The organism is Arthrobacter sp. GW460-12-1-14-TSB2 (assembly GCF_059423525.1).
In genome coordinates this window covers 134,973-151,093 of record NZ_JBWKYC010000002.1, presented here as the reverse complement: position 1 = coordinate 151,093, position 16,121 = coordinate 134,973, and the positions used below count along the sequence as shown (strand labels likewise).

The window sequence follows — 16,121 nt, the reverse complement described above, 5'->3', positions numbered from 1 at the left end:
CGGCTTCCAGCCGCGCCCCGATGAGCGCCTTATTCTGAAAGCTTGCAGCCACGCGGCCAATGTCGACCGGCACGCTGGATGCTTCGAGCTCCTGCAGCATTGACTCAAGCTGCTGGAGGTTAGTGGCCCGCATCACGAGCCACGGAGCGTCCCTGTCGTCGGAGCATTTGAGTGTCAAAACTAGTGGGGCTTCAATGATGGTCTTCGTGTCCGACAAGTCGGACTCCTCTCAGTTGTTACTAGGCGGCCTTTAGCCAGCCCCAGCTCTCTCCGCTGGCGATGGAGTTGATGGCAGAGTGGGTCACTCCATACATGCTGGCGATTCCTCGCCGCGTGCCGCCCTCCCGGAGGAGGGCCTTGATCTCGAGTACCTGCGCCTGGTTCAGCTTGCTCTTGCCGTTGACTTCGCCTAGCGCGAATGTTCCGTGGCGAATCATGTCCGCTACGTTCTCCAGCCGAGTGTCGTAGCGCAGGTTCTCTAGATGGTTGTTCGCGGGGTTCCCGTCGTAGTGGCAGACATGGATGTCGCCGGAGGGGCGTGGCCCGAGGAATGCCTCAGCCATCAGGACGTGGACCGCCGCAGTGCGGTAACCGCTCTCCACCTTGACCCTGACTTGCGGGTAGCCACTGCTATTCGCGGGCGACTTGAGGAGTTTGGGCACCTTGGATCGGTTCAGCCAGCCTCGCTGACTACGCGCCTTCCACGACCGAACGCGACCGCGATTGGATACCTCATACCAGCCATTGGAGCCAACGACGGCCCGCCACTCTTCGGCAGCGGGCCGTTCCTCGGTTGTCATGGCGCTACTCGGCCGAAGCCGCAACCTCGGCTGCGGGGATGTAGCGGGCTGCGTACTCGCGGGGCGGCTGAGCCGGGTTGCGGCCCTGGGCAAACCCGGTCCACGCCACGCCCAGCACGCCGCCGATCTCAAGGTCGCCGACGCCGGCTGCTGCGAGGGCTGCGCCGATTGCCTTCTGCAGGCGGGAGCCCTGCGGTACGTGCAAAGTCTTCGACTCGCCGGATTCGGTGGTCAGCGGGACAAGCGCCTTCATTTTCGGGTCACCGTTCGGGAAGGTGGCCAACTGGTCGCGGCTGCCAAACACCGTGTCCTGCTGAGTAATCACGGGGCCGGACACCTGGGCGACGAACTCGACGTTCTGTGCTTCGAACTTGACGGACGTGCCAGAAGTGGTGTTGAAAAAGCTCAAGGGAAATACCTCTCGTTGGTGTAACTGGTAAACATGTCGCCCGATACGCGGGCACAGAAAAGGCAGCCGCCACGTTGACGACTGCCTCGGAATTGGGGAGGCGAGCTGGCGCTCACCCCTGGCCGCTAGCTAGCTAGACGCAGCGAGGTCGGCGTAGGCCGACTCGTACTCGGCGATTGCCGCCGTGACTGTCTTCAGGCTGGTCGGCGAGATGCCGCAATCGGCAACCGTCGTCAGGCGCTCGAGCACCCTGTCGCGAGCCTCGTCGGCGCGAGTCTTGATGGCCTTGCGCTCATCGGCCCGCTGGTCGTGGCGGTCAACCGACTTGAGGTAGGCGACGGCCGTGGCGAGAATCCGGTCGCGGTGCTCCGTGGAGCCGATGACCACTCCGCTCGAAAACCCGGCGCCAATGGTGGTGTTGAAGCCGCCAAGAATGCCGGGCCGGTCGTAGCCCAGCACGTTGAGCGCCAGCGGGACGCTGTCAGCTGCATTGACGTAAACAGCGGCGGACTGGCCGCCCTCCTTGTCGGTGGCCTCGAGCAGCGCCGTGACATCGACGCCCCATGATGTAGCCTCGGAGACTTCGATAGTGTCGCCATCGCTGTCGGTGTATTCGTGACTCTTGGTCAAGCCCATGGGCTTGCTCCTCTCGTTGAAAGTTGCTTCGTCAATGCCGACGAAGAAACGCTGCGGCATGGCGTAATTCTCGACAGCATCCAGCCACTGCTGCTCCCTGATGCCTGTCGACCAGGTGGCTGGATACTTGATGGAATAGTCGCGGGACGCCTTGTTGACGATGTCCTGCAGTTGGAGCATGTGATCGGTCAGTGGGTCGGCCCTTGGCCGCAGCCAGGCTGGCGTCTCGTTGGCGAAACCAGCGGGCTTCCAGCCCTTGGCCGACCATTCACCACTCTCGTCAAACCAAATGGCGGCCCTGTCGGAGCTCAGCGTGAACGGCTCTGTCATCGTGACGCCATTGGCTGTGGTTCCAATGCGCTGCCAGCCACTCTCGCCAAGCTTCGTGCCGACCGGCGCCACCCACACGCCGCTAGCGATTGGCACGCCGAGCTTTGCGGGCCGCCCTGTTCTTCGCCCGCCGCTTGGCGACAGTGACCTCGGGCACGGTGCCGGCGTAAATGCCGAGACGCGGATGCGAGTTGAAGCCCGACGCCAGCTTGTTGATGGCAATCAAAAGCTGAGCTGCTGGCTTGTTGGTGATCGTGTCGCTCATGCGGCAACCTCTTTCTGTGCTGCGAAGTAGTCTTCGCGTTTGCGGATCATGCTGAACATTGCGGCCGATTCGCCGTGGCCCTTGCCCGGCACCGAACACCACTGAGCGACGCCGCAAGTGCGTTCGCATTGGTCCTGTGGATTCGGGAGGTAGAGGCCTTGGCGCTCGGCCTTGTCGAAGTCGCGGAACAACTGGGTAATGTGCTCGCGAGTCCATGGGCCAAGGTCGTGGCGCAGTTCGAGTACAGGCTTCGCCTTCCCTCGCGCAGTTGCGGGCCGCGCCAACTTGATGAAGGCGGCGGTCGCTGGCTTGACGCCCAGATACTCCTCGGCCGCCAGGCCGTAGACGCCCAGCTGGAACGCTGAGCCGGGAATCGTCGAGCCGCCCTTGAGGTCGTCAACCTCGATGGAGCCGTCGGCGTACTGCCTGACTTGGTCGATGTAGCCGAGGACTTCGACGCCGCCAAGCTCGATGACGAACTCGACCTCCGACGCGATGACCCGCCACTCGGCGGCATGCTCAAGGGCGTAGTTGATGTACTCGCGGACCTGATAGGCGCCGACAACCCTGCGGTCGTCCTTATCTTGCTCGCCCTTCTTGGCGCCGCCTGTCATCCAGCTTTCCCATTCGGGCCACCGGGCAAGCTGCTGCTCGATGCCCTCGTCGTAGGCCTTGTGGAAGAGGTCTACTGCCCAGTCGTCGGGATGCTCGCGGCCGGTGGTCTCCCACTTTTCGATTGCCTCGTGAGCTGCGGTCCCCATCGTGAACCAGGAGGCGGGCCGCGAAGGCGCCTTGGCGACCTTTTGCAATCTGTAGCTTTCGGCGCATTGTGCGTAGGAGGTCAGCTGCGAAACTGACCTGCGGATGGGGGGTGGTTCGGGCTCTGGCATTGCGCTCCTTTAGTTGGCGAGTGATGCGTCGTAGCGGCCGAGGGCCTCGCGCAGCTTGCCGATCTCGTCGCCAGTGAACGCGCCGGGGCCGTCATTGCGAAGGCGGATGACCGCGTCTGTTAGCGCTTGAGCGGCTGCTTCACGCCGCTTCTCGGCGGTAGCAAGGCGGATGGCCCGCTTGTCGTAGGCGATCACCGCCTTGAGTAGTGCTGCCGCCTGCCTCAGCTGAAAGTCGCGAGTCATCGGCGTCTGCGCAACGCTAACGACCGCGTCCTCGACGCTTACCGAGTCGGCGTGCCGGTCTTCCTCGTCGAGGTCATGGCCGAGCACATTCACTGCCAGCGGAACGCTATTGGCCGGAGTGACATAAAGCCCGTCCTCGGCGCCGCAGATGTACACGTCCTCGTCGTTCTGAGCCGACTCGCTAATGGTCAGGTCGTCGTAGCCGTTGTCGCTGTAGCGATATGTCCTGGTCAGTGTCATCTGGCCCTCTCGTTGATTTTGGTCATGAAAAAAGCGAGCCCGGAGGGACTCGCTTTTAGGTACTGCTTATTCAGTTGTCATGCGGCCAGCTGCCAGGCAGGGGCACTCAGCCACAAGTACGCCCGCAGTATGACGCGAGCAACCCGCAACTCGCGGCACATGTCTCTCTCGCTCATGCCATGCCGCTGCAAACGCACCATCTCGTGGTGGTCGATCAAGTTGCGACCCGCCATTGCCGAGGCGAGCCTCTCTTGGCGGAGTTCCCTGCACCATATGTCCTGTGGCTCGTGGCGCATCTCAGCGTGCGCCGCCTCGTGGGCTAGCACGCTGCGCTCCACATTCGGGTCAAGCCCGGCGCGAATCTCAACCAGCCGCTCGTCGTGATAGTAAAGCCCGGGCACCTCAAGGTCGGGCACAAACTCGACCCTAACCCCCATCATGAGCAGGTGGCGGAGTGGATCGTAGTTCTGAAAGCGGTGCGGCAAAGCGGTCCCCCCAAGGGATGTGAGTGGTTGATGCTGCAACCAAATCATGGAGGTACGACACTAAAAGCTGATTACTACAACGTTTGGATAACAGAACACCATTCACTTTAGTTACCTTTCGGTAACCATTGCGTGTTTTTGTCACATTTGACTCGCACCCTGCTTTAGGGTGACCCCTCTGCCATCTCAACCTTGATGCTGCTGTAGTCGAAGTGGCGACCGGCGGAGCCGACTTTCATGATCGTCACCTTGATCGTGTCGCGGATGATCGTCCGCTTCTGCTCGAGCGTCAGCTTGTCCCAGACCGCAGAATCGAAGCTGGCGGAGTGGGCGATCTTCGCCTCATCCATGGCCGCTTCAAGTTCGGCCAGGGACGCGTTTAGCTTCTTGCTCATAACTCCAAGTTGGGCCATGCTTAGCACCCCCTCAGAAGCCATTGACGCCGCCTCTATGAGGCGGGCACGCAGTGCCTTAGCCTCCGCTTCAAGGTCACCCGACGCAGCCCGCTGCGGCCGCTGTAGCGCCTCCGCTATTCCGGAGCCGCGCTTGCGCAGTAGCGTCGGAACTAGCATGTTGACGTAGCGGTCGACGTTCTCCGCGTTGCGATTCACATGCCCCGGGCCAATGAGCTTGCAGCGATAGACGCCGCGCCGCCCGCCACGGTGGTCACGAGTCGCCCCGATCTTCACCGTGGAGCCGCACTCGCAAAACGCCAGGCCACTGAGCAGCCAGCGGCCGCTGTTGTCGAAGCTGGTCCTGCGCTCCGGCGCCTTGAGCAGCGCACGAACTCCGCGCCACCTTTCTTCCCCGATGATTGCCGGAAATACCGGGTCATCGACGATCTCGCCATCGACTTCCCGCATGCCCGCAATCTTCGGCCGGATCAGCATCTGCAGCAGGCTGACGTGATTCCACTTAGCCCCGCGTGGCGACAGCTCGCCGCTTGCGTCGAAGTGGCGCACTAGGCTGCTCATCGTCGCGCCCAGATAAATCTGGTCGACGGCGTGGCGGAGTAGATTCGCCTGCACCTCGTTGACGACGGGGTTGCCGTCGACATTCGACCAGCCAAAAGGAACCACGCCGCCAGTCCACTTGCCATTCTCTCGGGCCTGTTGCCGTTGCCGCTTCTGACGTTCCGACTTCATCTCACTTTCGTATCGAGCCCACGCCCCCAGCGTCCGGGCTACCGCCCTGCCGGATGGTGTCGCCAAGTCAAGCTCGCCGGCCTGTACGGCGTGTGTTGCTATCCCACTCTTCTCGCTGATGTCGATGTAAGTTTCGAGGTCGCGGGTCGAGCGGGTCAGCCGGTCAAGGTGCCAGCAGAGAATGATGTCGGCGGCGCCAGTTTGCATCGCGCTTAGCATTGCCTCATAAGCTGGCCTACGCTTGCCTGAGTAGGCGCTGATGTCGGAGTCGGTGAATACTTCAATCACCTCGGCCCCCAGCCGCTTAGCCAGCAGCCTGCAGTCCTCTTCCTGGCGACTCACGCCGAGACCGGCGCCGGTCCGGTCCTGACTGATGCGAGCGTATATGAAAGCGCGAAGTCCCATGCAAACAAAGGGTAGTTTATGTAGCGTGCAACTGCCTATTTGTCAGCACTCCACAAAGCTAGTCTGATTCGGACGCGATGTCATGACGGCGGGTGGCCGTTCGCTCCGGGGCCCCTCCGCGGCGCCCGCGCGGCGGCGGGCCGAAGTTGCGGGCAGCGGGCAGAGTGGCGCCGACGGCCGGTAGAGTCTTACGCAGCAACTGGAAAAAGACTGAGGAGGCACGGGTGGCGCACTTCGTGATCATGGGATGTGGGCGTGTGGGAGCCACGCTGGCGCACACCCTCGAGGATGCTGGCCATTCGGTGGCGATCATCGACCAGGACGACCGTGCCTTCCGCAGGCTCCGCACCGGGTTTTCCGGTCGCAAGGTCACCGGCGTCGGGTTCGACCGGGAGACCCTGAAGCAGGCCGGCGTCAGTGAGGCGTACGCCTTCGCCGCCGTGTCCAGCGGTGACAACTCCAACATCCTGGCGACCCGGGTGGCCCGCGAAACCTTCCACGTGCCCCACGTCGTGGCCAGGATCTACGACCCCGGCCGCGCCGAGATCTACCAGCGCCTGGGCATTCCCACGGTCGCGGCGGTGCGTTGGAGCGCAGACCAGGTGCTGCGCCGGATCCTGCCCGAACAGCACCTCGCCGGTGATTTCCGTGAGCCCTCCGGCCGGCTGGTCCTCGCTGAAATCGACCTTGACCCGGCCTGGATCGGGCACTCCGTCGCCCAGATCGAGAAGGCGGCCGGCATCCGGGTTGCCTACCTGACCCGGTTCGGCGAAGGCATGCTGCCGGCCGCCGCTACGTCCTATCAGGAGGGCGACACCGTCCACGCCATGTTGCGCGTGGACCGCAGCGCCGAGGTAGGCCACATTCTTGCCAAAGAACCCCCCAAGGAGCAGTAAGTGAAAGTCGTCATCGTCGGGGCAGGCAGCGTCGGTTCCTCGATCGCCCGTGAGCTCCTTGCCCACAAACACGAAATCCTGCTGATCGACCTGAAACCGGAAGTGATCGGCCGCAGCGGGCTCCGTGGCGCCCATTGGCTTGTGGGCGACGCCTGCGAACTGAGCACGCTCCAGGACGCCAAGCTCGAGGACGCCGAAGTGGTGGTTTCAGCCACGGGTGATGACAAGGTGAACCTTGTGGTGTCCCTGCTGGCGAAGACCGAGTTCGGCGTTGGCCGGACGGTGGGACGCGTCAACAACCCCAAGAATGACTGGATGTTCAACGATTCCTGGGGCGTCGACGTCGCAGTCAACACCCCGCAGCTGATGACCGCGCTTGTGGAGGAAGCGGTGGAAATCGGCGACCTCGTCCGGCTGCTCACGCTGCAGACCGGGGTTTCGTCGCTGGTCGAGTTCACGGTGCCCCACGACTCGCACGTCATCGGACTGACGGTGGGAGACATTGACTGGCCCGAGGACTCCACCCTGGTGGCGATTCTTCGTGACCAGGCCCCCATCACGCCCAGCCGGGACGATGTGCTCGACGGCGGGGACGAACTGTTTTTCGTCACCACCATTGCTGCCGAAGACGACCTCAGGGCCCTGCTGTCCCCTGAACAGCAGGACCGGGACACGGACACGCACGGTTCACAGGAGGACGACAATGAACCGGCGGCCGCCCAGCCCCGGGAGCAGCAGGCCCCCGAGGACGACGGCTTCGACGGCTAAGTCCGCCGTCTGCGTCAGACAGCTAATGCCGGCGGCTACGCCGCCGGCGGAGGACCTTGCTGCGGTGCGCCGGGCTGCGAAGGTTCACCGGGCTGCGCCGGCGGCACCGCGGCAGCAACGGGCCTGGTGATGAGCCAGGCAACCCAGATGCCCAGGATGTACAGCGGGGCGCCCATCAGGAGCCGTGTGGTGGCGAGGCCGGCCAGGCCCTGCTCGCCGAGGAGGTAGAGCGGCACCTGCACCAGCAGCCGCAGGGCCAGGACGCCCACGATGATCCACGTGCCCAGGCGGTAGGCCCTGACCCGGGCCGGGTCCTTGCGCCACTCCAGGCCTTCGTTCCTGATGAAGCCGAACAGCAGGCCGGCGATGGGCCAGCGCAATGCTATGGACACCACCATGCCTGCAATGTAGGCGGCATTGGTGAAGAATCCCAGGACGTAGAAGTTTTCCGCCTTGCCGGTGGTGTTCGCCAGCCACGCGGAAATTCCGACGCCGACTATCCCGGCCAGCGCCTGGGTCAACGGACGCCGCTGGACCAGCCGGGCAATGGTGAAGGCGGCGGCCGCAGCCAAGGCGCCGATCAGGGACAGGGTGAGGTCGCGGGTGATGGTGAACGCGACGAGGAAGGTGAGTCCGGGAACGATGCTCTCGGCAATGCCCTGGACGCCGCCCGCAGTCTTGAGCACGTCGATGCTGCCGTCCTTCGTCCGATGCAGGCCGGCCTTGACTGCGTAGCCTTCCGCGAGGTCGGCCACTGGTGGTTTGACCGGTTCGGACGCGGCGCGCCCGGCAGCGGGATCCGGGGTCTCGGACGGCGTCATTGGTTCTCCTGGCGGGACAGTATTTCGTAGCGGGGGTTGAACATGGTGGGCAGCCCGTCGCGCAACGTCAGCATGCCTTCCAGCCGGAGTTCGCAGCCGGGGTCGACGCCGGGTACCCGACGCCGGCCGAGCCACACGACCCGCAGCCGGTCGCGCCGGCCGGGTCCTCCGCGCCTCCGTGCCGACGGCGGTTCCACCGCGGCGGGGGCAAGGCCCCCCTGGGCGCGCGGCAGGTCGTGGTCCGTGACGATTGCGGTGAAGCTGGCAACCTGTGTGGCCGGTACGTACGTCACCGATTCGATGAAGCCGCGGCACAGCACACGTCCACGGTCCGGCAATCCACTGATGGACAGCTCGGGCTGCGGATATTCGCCGGCCGGGTCAGCCAATCTGGGTGATCTCCGGTCCGCGCTCGGGTTGCTCGAACTCAGGTGCGCCCTGCAGCGGCGCCGGAGCGGAATCCTTCGGCAGGCGGAGCTGCAGCAGGTCACGCGGCGGCATCGGGCTCTCGCCCCGCACCACCACGATCTGCCTGAACAACGACTCCAGGTTCGCCGCAGCATCGCGGTCCAGGGCAGCTTCGCCGCCCAGCACGCCGCGGAGGAACCAACGGGGGCCGTCGACGCCGATGAAGCGGGCCACGCGGTAGCCGCCCGCGCCGTCGGCTGTTCCTGCCGGAAGTTTGGCCACGAGCTCGGTGCCGAAAACTCCGGGAATCTCCTCGACCTGCCCGCCCTGGCTTCCCACGGACTGGCCGATCTGTTCACGGATCTCATCCCAGAGTCCCTCGGTGCGGGGTGCGGCGAAGGCCTGGAGCTGGAGGCTCGAACCGTCGAGGTCCATGGTCACGGCCACAACCCGCTGGGTGGCTTCCTCGATCTCGAGACGGAGCTGGAGGCCTTCCCGTGGTGCAATCAGGAGGGCGCCAAGGTCCACGTAGCCGTCAGTGCTGTCGACTTCCGAGACATCAAAGGGCCCCGTGACGGCCCGGCCGGTGCTCTCCTCGGCAGCGGAGCCTGCAGTTTCCGGGCTTTCCCCGGGCTCTGCCGCCTGGTCCTTCTTGGCCTTCTTGCCACGCCCAAAAACCATCGGGTTGTCTCCTTAGTTGTGATCATTTCCCGCCGTGCCACCCTGGGCCGCGCGGTAAGTCATGCAGCACCGGCTGAGCCGGGCGGCGCCCGCGGCTAGGCCTGCGGTGTTCCGAAACCGGCGGCGGAACCGAAACCACCGGTGGAACCGAAGCCGCCGTCACCGCGGACCGAGTCGCTCAATTCCGCAACGGCCACAAACTGTGCGTACTCCACGCGCTGAATGACCATCTGTGCAATTCTATCGCCGCGCCGCAGCTCGATGGCTTTCTCACGGTCCGTGTTCAGCAGCGTCACGGCGATCTCGCCGCGGTATCCGGCGTCCACGGTTCCGGGGGCGTTGACCACTGTCAGGCCGTGCTTGGTGGCGAGCCCGGACCGCGGGTGGATGAGGGCGACATACCCGTTGGGCAGGGCGATGGAGACGCCCGTGGGCACCAGCCGGCGTTCACCCGGTTCAAGAACTACGTCCTCGCGGGCACGAAGGTCCGCTCCGGCGTCGCCGGGGTGCGCGTAGGACGGGGCTTCGAGGCCCGCGTCGAGCATTTTCAGCTGGACCGACAGCGTGGGCGATCCGTAGGCCGCGGCACTGCCTTCCAGGGAGTTCGGCGGCAAAGTACTCACGGCTGCAGTTTCTTCAGTCACAGTCATTTACTCTAACGCGAGCGGCGCACCTTGGCCTAGCCGCGGTACTGGCCGCCGTGGGCGGCGGCCAGTACCGGGCCAAGGTGAAATACCCCGGGAAAAGTGGAAAGCTGGGCCTATGCCGGAATCTAGTGCAGCTGTGCCTGCCCCCAACAGCACACCCCGCGGAACTGCCGTTCTGTATAGCGAGAAACTCCACCCCAACCTTTGGATCTGGCTCGTGGCAGCAGGCTTGTCCGGCGCAGGCATCCTCGTGTTTGCTCCGATCAGTATGGCGGCCGGCATCACGGCAGCGCTGGTGCTGTTCACCATCATCACGGTGCTGCTGATCCTGTCCACGCCGTCGATAACGGTGACGGCAGACACGCTCCAGGTCGGGCGGGCAACCATCGAACGCCGGTACATAGGAACCGTGACACCGTTCACCGGCAAAGAGGCGACGGCGGAACGCGGCACGCGCCTGAACGGACTGGCATACCTCTGCATCCGGGGCTGGGTGGACCCGGTGGTCAGGATCGACATCACGGATCCTTCCGATCCCACGCCTTACTGGCTTACCTCCACGCGGCGCCCGGCACAGTTGACGGCGGCCCTCACCCGCGCCTAGGCCGCGTTGTCAACCCTCGCAGTCCTTGCAGAAGAGCAACCCGTCCTTTTCGCGGGCGATCTGCGAGCGGTGACGGACCAGGAAGCATGACGAGCAGGTGAATTCATCAGCCTGGGCCGGCAGGACGCGGACCAGGAGTTCCTCGCCGGACAGGTCCGCCCCTGGGAGTTCGTAGCCTTCGGCCAGATCGGATTCGTCCTCATCCACCACTGCCGTTGGCTTGTCAGCGCGGCGGGTCTTCAATTCCTCAATGGAATCTTCGTTCAGGTCCTCTTCTGATTTCCGCGGCGCATCGTAATCTGTCGCCATTATTTTTTGCTCACACTCCGATTTTTTCGGTTTGATGGCCGGGTGCCGGTGGCCGCGTTCAGGGACGGACATCGTCCGTGGGCTGGTCCCCCGGGCCGGTTCACCGATGTAAACGCTGGCCTGCCTGGTTTTGTGCCCGACTTAGGCGCCAATTTTCCCTAAGCGGGGGCGAAAGCGAGGGCTTTTCGGGGCGGCGCCCACCCGAGCCTGCCCGACGGAAGGCGGAGGCGGGATAAAAGGACTTGACGGCCGGAAAGTCGCGGAATATCGCGGCGCGCCCTCTCCCCTCCCCCGAATTGCGACTGCCGAGTGGCAGAGTTTCGAATGTCAGTAATGCCAGGGTGGAGGATTTGTATGCAGGATCTACGGCTTGTAGGCGTCCACGACGACGGGGAGCATCTCCTGTTGAGCGGCACCGGCGGCGAGATGTTCCGGCTGCCGATCGACGAAGCCCTTCGGCTCGCGGCCAGCCGCTCTCCGGCGAAAGCGGCCGCTGCAGTTGCGCCTGTTGCCATGTCCCCGCGGGACATCCAGGCACGCATCAGAAGCGGTGCCACAGCCGCCGAAGTTTCGGAACTCTCGGGCATCCCACTGGCCAAGGTCCAGCGCTATGAAGGCCCCGTACTTGCCGAGCGAGACTACGTGGCACAGCAGGCGCGAAAAATCGAGGTGGCTTCCCCTGCGCCGGGCCATGACGTCTACCGCTCCGCCTTCGGCGACAACCCGGCTACCCTCGGCGACATGGTGGCACACCGCCTCAACGCCCACGGCATCGAATCCTCCACCGTTGAGTGGGACTCCTGGCGGCGCCCGGACGGCACCTGGACGGTGGTGGCACGCTTCGAAACCAGTACCGGCGCGCACACCAGCATCGGCGAGGAACCGCCGGCCATGTGGACCTTCAGTCCCGCGCGGAAATCCCTGCAGAACGCCAACCGCTGGGCGCAGCAGCTCAGCGAACTGGAACCGCTCGACGGTCCTGTTCCGGCCCGCCGCCTGTCCGCAGTTTCCGACCGCCCGTTTGACTTTGAGACCGACGCCGAAGCGGCCGCGGCCCGGACGGCATCCGGCCAGTCCGGCAAGGATTCGGACGGCCTGCTCGAGATGCTCCGCTCACGCCGCGGCCAGCGGCTCGGTGTGGACGAGGACGGCGACGACGCCTTGGCACTACTGCTCACGAACGGTGTTCCGGCGGCCCACCCGCGCCCCTCCGAAGTAGTGGCGGAGCCCGAGGCCGATGACGACGCCACCGGGACGGAAAGCCGCGAAGAAACCGACGCTCCGGCCGCCAAGGGAGACTCGTTCACCCGCAAGCGCGAAGTCCGCGCGTCAATGCTGTCCCGGCTCAGCCTGGCTCCCCGGCACACCGGGGACGACGATGAACGGCTGAAACTCCACGACGGCGTCAGCACGGAAACCCGCGAAATCACCATCGTGGCTTCCCCGCTGCGCCCGGTGACGGACCCGGACGAAGCGTCCGCTGAAGACTCCGGCAGCACGCCGGCGGCACGCGACGCCGGCCCGGACACCGATGAAGCCGCCGTCGCGGAACCCGCCCCGGCCAAAGAAACCGCACGTGCCCGCCAGACCGGCTGGAACCGCGAATCCGCTCCGAACGTGGGTCTGGATGAACTGCTGGGCGGAGGCAGCCCGCGCCGGAGCCGGGACGACGCACCGGCCACCCCCAGAAATGACCGGGATGCAGAGCAGCCCGAACGGCAGCCATCCAAACCCAAGCGCTCCAGCGTACCCAGCTGGGATGAAATAGTCTTCGGCGCACGCGGCGACTGAGCAGCTCCGCCCTGCCTGAGCCCGCATAGGGACTAATGGCACCTTCCAGCCAGCGAACTTTCCATGAGACTGGAGAGCGGAAGGTTGGAGGCGTCATCATGACTGTTCTTGTCACCTACGCAAGTGCGATGGGTTCCACCCGGGAGATAGCCCAACGTGTGGCCTCCCGCATGGCGGTGAGGCTGGGCGAGGTCGAATGCCGGTCCGTGGAAGACGTCAAGGCTGTCTCCGGCTACAAGGCTGTGGTGGTCGGCAGCGCCATCCACAATCAGGCCTGGCTGCCCCAGGCGGTCCTGTTCTTTGCACGCCATGCGCCCGAGCTGGCCGGATTACCCGTTTGGGCGTTCAGCGTCGGGATGGCGGATGCCCTGCCAAAGCCGTTTCGCAAGCGTGGTGCCGCAGTGCAACAGGCGCGTATCGCCGGAGTTCTCGCAAAGGACGTTCCGCTTCGCGGCCACAGAGTCTTCTCAGGTGTCTACCAGGCCGCCCAGATGCCTGCATTGCTCCGGGTTTTGTTCCGGCTCACCGGCGGCCGATTCGGGGATTTGCGGGACTGGACGGCCGTCGACGCCTGGGCGGATGAGATAGCAACCCGGCTGGCACAGCCGGCTCCGTCCGCATCCTCAGGCACTCCCCCGGCGCAGCGGGTCAGCCGGGCCGGGTTTCCCCGGCACCGTTCCACAGGCAGGCGTCCACCTCGAACGGCAACAGCTGGTCCTGCTGGGCCATGACGTTGGCGCCGTGGGCAGTGACCCGCCGCATGAAGTGCCGCCGGCACAACGTCTCGTAGCCCACCACGGGGGCGTGGTCCGCCGCGCTGGTGGGGGCCTGGTCACCGGCCATGTCGACGTCGCCCACCACCACCTGCGCACCTTCGGTGACCATCACGCCGTCGACCGTGCGGGCATTGTGGGTGGCCCGGCGTCCGCACCAGCACAGCGCCTCCACCTGCAGGACCTGGACGCGGTCCGCCAACTCGATGAGCCGCTGCGATCCCGGGAAAAGGCGGGTGCGGAAGTCGGCGCTGATCCCGAAAGCAAACACGTCGACGTCGATCTCGTCCACAATCCGGGCCAGCTGTTCCACCTGCAGTGGTGAGTAGAACTGGGCTTCGTCACAAATGAGGTAGTCCACCCGCAGGCCGCGGGTGCGGCGTTGGATGACCTCGTCCCAGAAGTCCGTGCTGTCCAGGACTTCCACGCAGTCCGTCTCGAGTCCGAGCCGGCTGGAGATCCTGGCACCGCCGGCACGGTCGTTGCGGCTGAACCGGACGCCGCCGCGGCCGCGGGCCCGGTGGTTGTGGTCCATCTGCAGGGCGAGGGTGGATTTTCCGCAGTCCATGGTTCCTGAGAAGAAGACGAGTTCAGCCACGCGCTCCCTTTCGGCCTTGGGCCTGGAAGCACAACAGCGGAACCTCCCGCTCGGCTTTGGTCAGCGACCCGTGCTGCCCGACGACCTCCAGCGCGGCGGGGCGCACGCGGCGCGTGTCGTAGAGCGCCAGGGCGTCCCGGGCGGCGATCATGACATCGCCGATGCGCGCGCTGACTTCCGGGCGGATGTCGCCGAAGAGCCCGGCGGACACGGCCTCGTCGCGGGTGAACGCCCAGATCCTGTCTCCAAAACGTTTCCGCCACGATTCAATCAGCAGTGCCCGGTCCTGATCACCGGCGTCGGGCTCCAGATACAGGTGGACCATGCGCGGCTCCCCTGCGGTATGCCGGACGCCGGCGATGAGGGCCGGTTCCGCCGAGTAGTCGAACCGCTGCGATTCCGGGACGTCGAGCATGCCGTGGTCCGCGGTCAACAGGACAGTGGTCCCCGGCGGAAGCGTGGCGTTGAGCCGGCGTACGGTGGCGTCCAGCTCTTCAAGCTGGTGTTCCCACTGGGCGGACTGGCAGCCGTAGCGGTGCCCCGCCTTGTCCAGGTCGTTGACGTAGAAGTACATCAGGGAACTGTCGGTGCCCAGCATGGCCTCCGCCGCCGCTGCAGTCCTGGCGTGCGGGGTTTCGGCGGCGATGAACCGGCCGCCGCGGAGGGCGGCCTGGGTCATGGGTGAGGCGCCGAACTGCGGAAGGCTGATGGTGGTGACGTCGGTGTGGGCCGCGGCGCGCTCGAACACGGTGGGAAACGGCTGCCATTCGAGGGGGTCCACACCGGCATCCCAGTTGCCCAGCATGTTGACCACTTTGTCCTGCCCGGGATCGAGGACGTCATAGCCCACCATTCCGTGCTGGCCGGCAGGGAGCCCTGTCCCGAAGCTGGCGAGGGAGGAGGCTGTCGTGGAGGGGAAGGCGGAATCCAGGGCCACTGGAACGGCTCCCTGTCCCTGCTGCATCACGGACCGGAGGAAGGGGGTGTGTGCCGATTTTTGCTTCAGCAGGCCGCGGCCCAGGCCGTCGGCGAGGACAACGCACACCCGCTTGGCGGCAGGCAGGTTCAGCCGGTTCTCGAAGCCTTCAATCCCCAGGCTGGCCGCCGCGCTGGTCAGTACTTCGGCGATGGAACGTTGGCCGAAAGCCGGCGCCGGGGGCATCGGCGAAGGAGCGGGGGCACCCTCGGCGATGGCGACAGCTGACTGCTCAGAGTTGTTTCCGGGAATCATCTCAGCGCTGGTGCCCGCGGCTGAGGCGGTTTCCAAAAACGCCGGTGCGCGGACGCGGCGCGGCCACCAGGCCGCTGTGCGGCAGGGGCGCCGAACCGGTGTTGACGGCGCGCAGGGCGCGCGCGAACAGCTTGGCGTCCTGGACGGCCTGCAGGCCGTCGGCTTCGGCGCTGATTCGCAGCACGATGTCCTCCTGGGCGATGGTGCCGCTGTAACCGTGGTCCGCTTCGCACTGGGGATCCCCGCAGCTGGCCGGCCCCATGTCCAGTCGCTGGCCGCCGGACCAGGCGATGGAAAGGGTGAGTTCCCGCACGGGATCCGAGGGCTTGTAGTTTTGCGGCTGGGCGTACATGTAGCTCAGGACCACGGATCGGATCTGCGCCACCGGTACTGATTCGGTGGAAATCTGGGCGACAATCTGCTCGCCGGCCTCGTCGAGCTGCTGGTCGTCAACATGGGCGATGACCAGCATGTCGTCCGTCAGCACCAGCACGGTGATGTGGCGGCGTACTTCCGCGCGGTCGAAATGGGTTTCAAGATGCACAAGGTGCGCCATGCAGTCGCGGCCGTCCAGTGCGTCATCAACGACATCGGCGACCAGCCGTGGGTAGAAGCCTGCCTGCTGGAGTGCGCCTTCAAGGCTCTGGCCCTGGACACCGTGGTCATGTGCGCTATGCCCGTGTGAGGCCTGGTGACCGGGTCGGGGTGCGTGCGGCTTCGACGTGGGAGGCTGGGGGCTCATGACT

22 protein-coding genes are annotated in these 16,121 nt (G+C 65.3%); 5 read left to right on the top strand and 17 right to left on the bottom strand.

Features of this window, described 5'->3' with window-relative positions; all coding sequences use genetic code 11:
• The 9 genes from AC07YR_RS03840 to AC07YR_RS03800 form a co-directional block, all read right to left on the bottom strand.
• The coding region (locus tag AC07YR_RS03840) for a hypothetical protein (RefSeq protein ID WP_494733087.1) at window positions 1-217 on the bottom strand (217 nt) is incomplete at its 3' end.
• Between the two features lie 22 nt (window positions 218-239).
• Window positions 240-800 carry an HNH endonuclease gene (locus AC07YR_RS03835; RefSeq protein ID WP_494733086.1) on the bottom strand — a complete coding sequence of 187 codons (561 nt, stop codon included), beginning with the start codon at window positions 798-800 and terminating at the stop codon, window positions 240-242.
• Window positions 801-804: 4 nt separating this feature from the next.
• Window positions 805-1,209: a hypothetical protein gene (locus AC07YR_RS03830; protein ID WP_494733085.1), complete on the bottom strand. Its 405-nt coding sequence runs from the start codon at window positions 1,207-1,209 to the stop codon at window positions 805-807.
• A 129-nt stretch (window positions 1,210-1,338) separates the two neighbouring features.
• Entirely contained in the window at window positions 1,339-2,175 is an 837-nt protein-coding gene (locus tag AC07YR_RS03825) for a hypothetical protein (protein ID WP_494733084.1), read from the bottom strand.
• An 82-nt stretch (window positions 2,176-2,257) separates the two neighbouring features.
• Window positions 2,258-2,440: a hypothetical protein gene (locus AC07YR_RS03820; RefSeq protein WP_494733083.1), complete on the bottom strand. Its 183-nt coding sequence runs from the start codon at window positions 2,438-2,440 to the stop codon at window positions 2,258-2,260.
• Complete coding sequence (locus AC07YR_RS03815; RefSeq protein WP_494733082.1) at window positions 2,437-3,330, bottom strand: RecB family exonuclease; 894 nt, start codon at window positions 3,328-3,330, stop codon at window positions 2,437-2,439. The genes AC07YR_RS03820 and AC07YR_RS03815 overlap by 4 nt, the downstream gene beginning before the upstream one ends.
• Window positions 3,331-3,339: 9 nt before the next feature.
• Entirely contained in the window at window positions 3,340-3,813 is a 474-nt protein-coding gene (locus AC07YR_RS03810) for a hypothetical protein (protein ID WP_494733081.1), read from the bottom strand.
• A 77-nt stretch (window positions 3,814-3,890) separates the two neighbouring features.
• Window positions 3,891-4,298, bottom strand: a complete 408-nt coding sequence (locus AC07YR_RS03805; RefSeq protein WP_494733080.1) for an ImmA/IrrE family metallo-endopeptidase — start codon at window positions 4,296-4,298, stop codon at window positions 3,891-3,893.
• Window positions 4,299-4,462: 164 nt separating this feature from the next.
• Window positions 4,463-5,848 (bottom strand): recombinase family protein, encoded by a 1,386-nt coding sequence (locus AC07YR_RS03800; protein ID WP_494733079.1) that lies wholly within the window; start codon window positions 5,846-5,848, stop codon window positions 4,463-4,465.
• Window positions 5,849-6,072: 224 nt separating this feature from the next.
• Here AC07YR_RS03800 and AC07YR_RS03795 point away from each other — a divergent pair, with 224 nt between their 5' ends.
• Both AC07YR_RS03795 and AC07YR_RS03790 read left to right on the top strand, forming a co-directional pair.
• Window positions 6,073-6,744 carry a potassium channel family protein gene (locus AC07YR_RS03795; protein ID WP_055802226.1) on the top strand — a complete coding sequence of 224 codons (672 nt, stop codon included), beginning with the start codon at window positions 6,073-6,075 and terminating at the stop codon, window positions 6,742-6,744.
• Window positions 6,745-7,512, top strand: coding sequence for a potassium channel family protein (locus tag AC07YR_RS03790; RefSeq protein WP_055802224.1), 768 nt, complete (start codon window positions 6,745-6,747; stop codon window positions 7,510-7,512).
• A gap of 35 nt (window positions 7,513-7,547) precedes the next feature.
• On the opposite strand, the gene AC07YR_RS03785 is transcribed toward AC07YR_RS03790, so the two are convergent.
• The 4 genes from AC07YR_RS03785 to dut form a co-directional block, all read right to left on the bottom strand.
• Window positions 7,548-8,333 carry a DUF3159 domain-containing protein gene (locus tag AC07YR_RS03785; protein ID WP_494733078.1) on the bottom strand — a complete coding sequence of 262 codons (786 nt, stop codon included), beginning with the start codon at window positions 8,331-8,333 and terminating at the stop codon, window positions 7,548-7,550.
• On the bottom strand, window positions 8,330-8,722 hold the full coding sequence (locus tag AC07YR_RS03780; RefSeq protein WP_436057320.1) for a hypothetical protein: 393 nt from the start codon (window positions 8,720-8,722) through the stop codon (window positions 8,330-8,332). The genes AC07YR_RS03785 and AC07YR_RS03780 overlap by 4 nt, the downstream gene beginning before the upstream one ends.
• The gene (locus AC07YR_RS03775; protein WP_436057319.1) at window positions 8,715-9,422 is read right to left on the bottom strand and encodes a DUF3710 domain-containing protein; all 708 of its coding nucleotides are present in this window, start codon (window positions 9,420-9,422) and stop codon (window positions 8,715-8,717) included. The genes AC07YR_RS03780 and AC07YR_RS03775 overlap by 8 nt, the downstream gene beginning before the upstream one ends.
• 95 nt (window positions 9,423-9,517) lie before the next feature.
• Window positions 9,518-10,066, bottom strand: a complete 549-nt coding sequence (gene dut / locus AC07YR_RS03770) for a dUTP diphosphatase (RefSeq protein WP_028270827.1) — start codon at window positions 10,064-10,066, stop codon at window positions 9,518-9,520.
• Between the two features lie 118 nt (window positions 10,067-10,184).
• Between dut and AC07YR_RS03765 the strand changes: the two genes are divergently transcribed.
• Entirely contained in the window at window positions 10,185-10,673 is a 489-nt protein-coding gene (locus tag AC07YR_RS03765; RefSeq protein WP_055802217.1) for a DUF3093 domain-containing protein, read from the top strand.
• Window positions 10,674-10,682: 9 nt separating this feature from the next.
• Here the strand turns inward: AC07YR_RS03765 and AC07YR_RS03760 are convergent, their stop codons facing one another.
• A complete protein-coding gene (locus tag AC07YR_RS03760; protein ID WP_055802215.1) occupies window positions 10,683-10,982 on the bottom strand; it encodes a DUF4193 domain-containing protein in 300 nt (99 codons plus the stop codon).
• 354 nt (window positions 10,983-11,336) lie between these two features.
• Here AC07YR_RS03760 and sepH point away from each other — a divergent pair, with 354 nt between their 5' ends.
• Both sepH and AC07YR_RS03750 read left to right on the top strand, forming a co-directional pair.
• Window positions 11,337-12,773: a septation protein SepH gene (gene sepH, locus AC07YR_RS03755; RefSeq protein WP_494733077.1), complete on the top strand. Its 1,437-nt coding sequence runs from the start codon at window positions 11,337-11,339 to the stop codon at window positions 12,771-12,773.
• A gap of 35 nt (window positions 12,774-12,808) precedes the next feature.
• Window positions 12,809-13,504 carry a flavodoxin domain-containing protein gene (locus tag AC07YR_RS03750; RefSeq protein ID WP_436057317.1) on the top strand — a complete coding sequence of 232 codons (696 nt, stop codon included), beginning with the start codon at window positions 12,809-12,811 and terminating at the stop codon, window positions 13,502-13,504.
• Here AC07YR_RS03750 and AC07YR_RS03745 read toward each other — a convergent pair.
• From AC07YR_RS03745 to AC07YR_RS03735, 3 genes are all read right to left on the bottom strand, one after another.
• Complete coding sequence (locus tag AC07YR_RS03745) at window positions 13,422-14,144, bottom strand: thymidine kinase (RefSeq protein ID WP_436057316.1); 723 nt, start codon at window positions 14,142-14,144, stop codon at window positions 13,422-13,424. The two genes, AC07YR_RS03750 and AC07YR_RS03745, sit on opposite strands and share 83 nt — an antisense overlap.
• A complete protein-coding gene (locus AC07YR_RS03740) occupies window positions 14,137-15,306 on the bottom strand; it encodes an alkaline phosphatase family protein (protein WP_494733381.1) in 1,170 nt (389 codons plus the stop codon). The genes AC07YR_RS03745 and AC07YR_RS03740 overlap by 8 nt, the downstream gene beginning before the upstream one ends.
• A gap of 70 nt (window positions 15,307-15,376) precedes the next feature.
• Entirely contained in the window at window positions 15,377-16,117 is a 741-nt protein-coding gene (locus tag AC07YR_RS03735; protein ID WP_436057315.1) for a DUF5998 family protein, read from the bottom strand.
• Window positions 16,118-16,121: the final 4 nt, after the last annotated feature.